Annotated in this window: 4 protein-coding genes; all 4 read left to right on the top strand. The window is 55.9% G+C overall.

Features of this window, described 5'->3' with window-relative positions; translation table 11 throughout:
* On the top strand, positions 1 to 677 hold a 677-nt coding region (hemG, locus tag L691_RS0122855), incomplete at its 5' end, for a protoporphyrinogen oxidase (RefSeq protein ID WP_025692617.1).
* Positions 678 to 876: 199 nt separating this feature from the next.
* Positions 877 to 2,262 (top strand): CapA family protein, encoded by a 1,386-nt coding sequence (locus L691_RS0122850; RefSeq protein ID WP_025692616.1) that lies wholly within the window; start codon positions 877 to 879, stop codon positions 2,260 to 2,262.
* Between the two features lie 71 nt (positions 2,263 to 2,333).
* On the top strand, positions 2,334 to 3,068 hold the full coding sequence (locus L691_RS0122845; RefSeq protein WP_025692615.1) for a glycerophosphodiester phosphodiesterase: 735 nt from the start codon (positions 2,334 to 2,336) through the stop codon (positions 3,066 to 3,068).
* 35 nt (positions 3,069 to 3,103) lie between these two features.
* A partial coding sequence (locus L691_RS0122840) for a fumarylacetoacetate hydrolase family protein (RefSeq protein ID WP_025692614.1) occupies positions 3,104 to 3,587 on the top strand: 484 nt, incomplete at its 3' end.

The following is a 3,587-nucleotide window of genomic DNA, read 5'->3' as shown; positions in this document are numbered from 1 at the left end:
CGGGGGGACCCACGGCTGCCGCTGCTTTGGAATCGGCAGTTTCTTCGCAAGCGCGCTATGCGGTAGAACTCGGGAACGGCGAATTGCTGCCTGCGGACGACATCTATATCACGATACCCAATTTCGCGGCGGCCGAGCTGTTGCGCCCGCATGTCGATGTATCGGCACTGGACGCGGTGAACTATGTATCGGTTGCCAATGTGGTTATGGCCTTTTCCGGCAAAGAAATGGACGGTAATTTCGACGGCTCGGGCTTTCTCGTTCCCCGGAAGGAAGGGCGGAATATTACGGCCTGCACCTGGACTTCGGCCAAATGGCTGCATACGAGTCCCGAGGACAAGGTACTGCTGCGCTGTTATGTGGGACGTTCGGGCGACGAGCAGAATGTGCAGCTGCCGGACGAAGCGCTGGAAGAGCTGGTGCGCAAGGATCTGCGCGAGATTATGGGCGTCACGGCCCAGCCGTTGTTCACGGAAATTACGCGGCTGCCGAAATCGATGCCGCAGTATCCTGTTGGGCATCCGGCCGCAATTGCAGCGCTCCGCAGCGATCTGGCCGCCGTCCTTCCAGGCGTACACGTATTCGGAGCCGGATATGACGGAATCGGCATGCCGGACTGCATCAAAATTGCGAAGCTTACGGCGAAGGCGGCTGCCGAAGGGCTGCAAGCGAACTGATTTCTTCATACGTTATCACATGATCGCGATATTAACTGACGGCGAAGCGCGGGTTCTGCCCGCTCTTCGCCGTTTTTTTACAGCATGGTTGTTCGGAAGATAAGGGGCCTCTTTCCGTCTTCGTTGTTGCTTGTTCGGGAGAGATTCATAGATATGATATAATAGAACGAGTTTAGCGGGTAAAGGAGTCAGAATACATATGTATCCCCCTAGATCCAACAAAAAAAGAAGCACAAACACCAGAAAGCAAAGAAAAAACCGGATTTGGTATGGGATCAACTTCAGCTTGCTGGCGCTGATTACGGTTCTGCTGTTTTATTTATTCTACAGCGGAGGGGGCCGCGATAGCATTCCTCTCCCCGAGACGGGAACGGCTTCGCCTTCACCGGAGGGATCAGCGGCGGCGGGAACGGGGTCGCCGGCTGAGCCCGGGGCATTAGGCGGAGCTTCAGCCGCTCCGTCAGCCGTGCTTCAGCCTTCCGCTTCGGCCGCACCGTCTACGGAAGCCGTGCCGACACCGACTCCCGAAGCTGGTACAGGCAGCGGACCGGGGCCATCCGGCGCTTTACAGCAGGCGCCGGGAGGCGAGGCTGACGGGCAGTCGGCTGGACTGCCGGACGGCGAGGCTGGAAGCGGAAAGACGGTAACGCTGAATTTTGCGGGTGATGTTATTTTTGCCGGAAAAGTCGGTGAGCTATTGAAGCAGAAGGGCTATGATTATCCGTACGCCCGTCTGGGCGGGATGTTCCTCCAGGATGACCTTTCCGTCATCAATCTGGAAACGCCTGTCACCGACCGAGGCACGGAGGCGAGCAAGACCTTTGTGTTCAAGTCGCCTCCGGAGGCGCTGAATGCGCTGAAGGCGGCGGGAGTGGATGCCGTTAATCTGGCGAATAACCATACATTGGACATGGGGGAGCAAGGGCTGCGGGATACACTCACCAATCTGAATCAAAAAGGCATTCCGTTCATCGGCGCGGGAGAAGATTCCACACAGGCTTATTCGGCGCAATATTTTAAACGCAAAGGAATGACCATTGCTCTGCTCGGCTTTACGCGGGTCATCCCCGAAGCCGGATGGGTAGCCGGAAAGGGCAAGCCCGGCGTAGCCTCCGCATACGACAGCGGCCCAGCGCTTAAGGCGATAGCCGAAGCCAGAAAAAAAGCGGATATTGTCGCCGTGGTCGTCCATTGGGGGCAGGAACGGGAAAATGAGCCGAATGCGGTACAGCAGTCGCTGGGCAGGAGCTTTATCGACGCTGGCGCGGATCTCGTAATCGGGGGGCATCCCCATGTCCTTCAGGGACTTGAGCCGTATAAAGGGAAGTGGATCGCGTACAGTACGGGCAACTTTATTTTTACGCGTTCTTCTACGAAGACCACCTGGGAGACGGCGGTGTTTCAGGCCGAGTGCAGTGTAAAGGGACAATGCTCGATGAAGCTTACGCCTTTTGAAGCTCAATTGGGCCAGCCGGTGCCGATGAGCGCCGATGACGGGCAGAAGCTGCTGAAGCGGGTAGAATCGCTCTCTTCCGGCAAAGTGAAGATCGACGAAGAGGGCAGAGTGACGGATGCCGGACGTTAGCTCCCTGGCAATCCGCAGCCTGTACAATTCGGAGGATGCTTACATTTTTTTGCGGGAGGGCTTGCTGTATGATGAACAACTTGTGCGTCGCCCATCGGGGATTTTCCGGCAAGGCTCCGGAGAACACGCTGGCCGCCATCCGTATGGCGATGGAACTCCCATATGTGACTTGGATGGAAATCGACGTTCAACTGACGAGGGATGGAGTGCCTGTTCTGATCCACGATTACAGTGTGGACCGGACCACCAATGGCCGCGGCAAAGTGAAGAATATGGACTGGAGCCATATGCGGCTTCTCGATGCCGGGGGCTGGAAGGGCCGCGCCTTTCGAGGCGAAGGAATTCCTTCGCTGGAAGAGGTGCTCGATTTGTGCAAAGGGCGGCTGCGGCTGAATATCGAGCTTAAGAACGCCGGCAACCTGTATCCCGGCATCGAAAAAAAGGTTACGGAGCTGATCGCCTTCAAGGGGATGCAGGGCGAGACCGTGCTGACATCATTCGACTCTGGCACGCTGCTAAGGTGCGAAGAAGCCGATCCCGGCATCCGCCGGGGACTTATCTTGGACTCCAGGTGGGGCGATCCGGCCGGGCGTGTGCGGGAATTAGGCTGTTCTTTTTTATCTATAAGCTTCTCCCGCCTTACTCCCGGGCTGGCCAGATTTTTGTCGGGGCGCGGGGTCGGCATCATGGCCTGGACGGTGAATAAAGCGAAAGAGATGCGTCGCCTGGCGGACATGCATTCTGATATAATGATATGTACGAATCGCCCGGATATTTGGGGGGAGACGTTTTTAGGAAGCAAGTGATTAAACAAACTGACAGGAAAGAGAGCTGAATGCCAATGTGCGCTGCTGTAAACAACTTGTACTGTGTGGGACGGAACTACAAACTTCATGCGGAGGAGCTCGGCAATAAAGTGCCAACCGAACCGTTGATTTTCTTGAAGCCCTCTCATGCGGCCATTCGTCTTGACAAAGAAACCATTCAGCTGCCGAAGGATTCCGGTCAGGTTCATTATGAAGGCGAGCTTGTGCTACGTATCGCGCGTGACTACGTTCCCGGCATGAGCTTGGAAGAACTGGTGGATTCCATGGCTCTTGGACTGGATTTCACATTGCGGGACATTCATAACGATTTGCAAAAAAAGGGGCTATCCTGGACGCCGGCTAAGGGCTTTAAGAATGCCGCGCCTCTGACCCCATTCATCGCATTTCCTTCCAAGGAAGAGCTGGAAGCGACCGATTTCACGGTCCGCAAGAACGGTGAAGAAGTGCAGCGGGGCAATGTGAAGAACATGATTTTTTCGCTGCAGACGATTGTGGATT

It is taken from the genome of Paenibacillus zanthoxyli JH29 (assembly GCF_000520715.1).
Taxonomy (GTDB): domain Bacteria; phylum Bacillota; class Bacilli; order Paenibacillales; family Paenibacillaceae; genus Paenibacillus_AQ; species Paenibacillus_AQ zanthoxyli.
The sequence above is the reverse complement of the archived record's forward strand: the minus strand, read 5'-3'. Positions and strand labels throughout refer to the sequence as shown.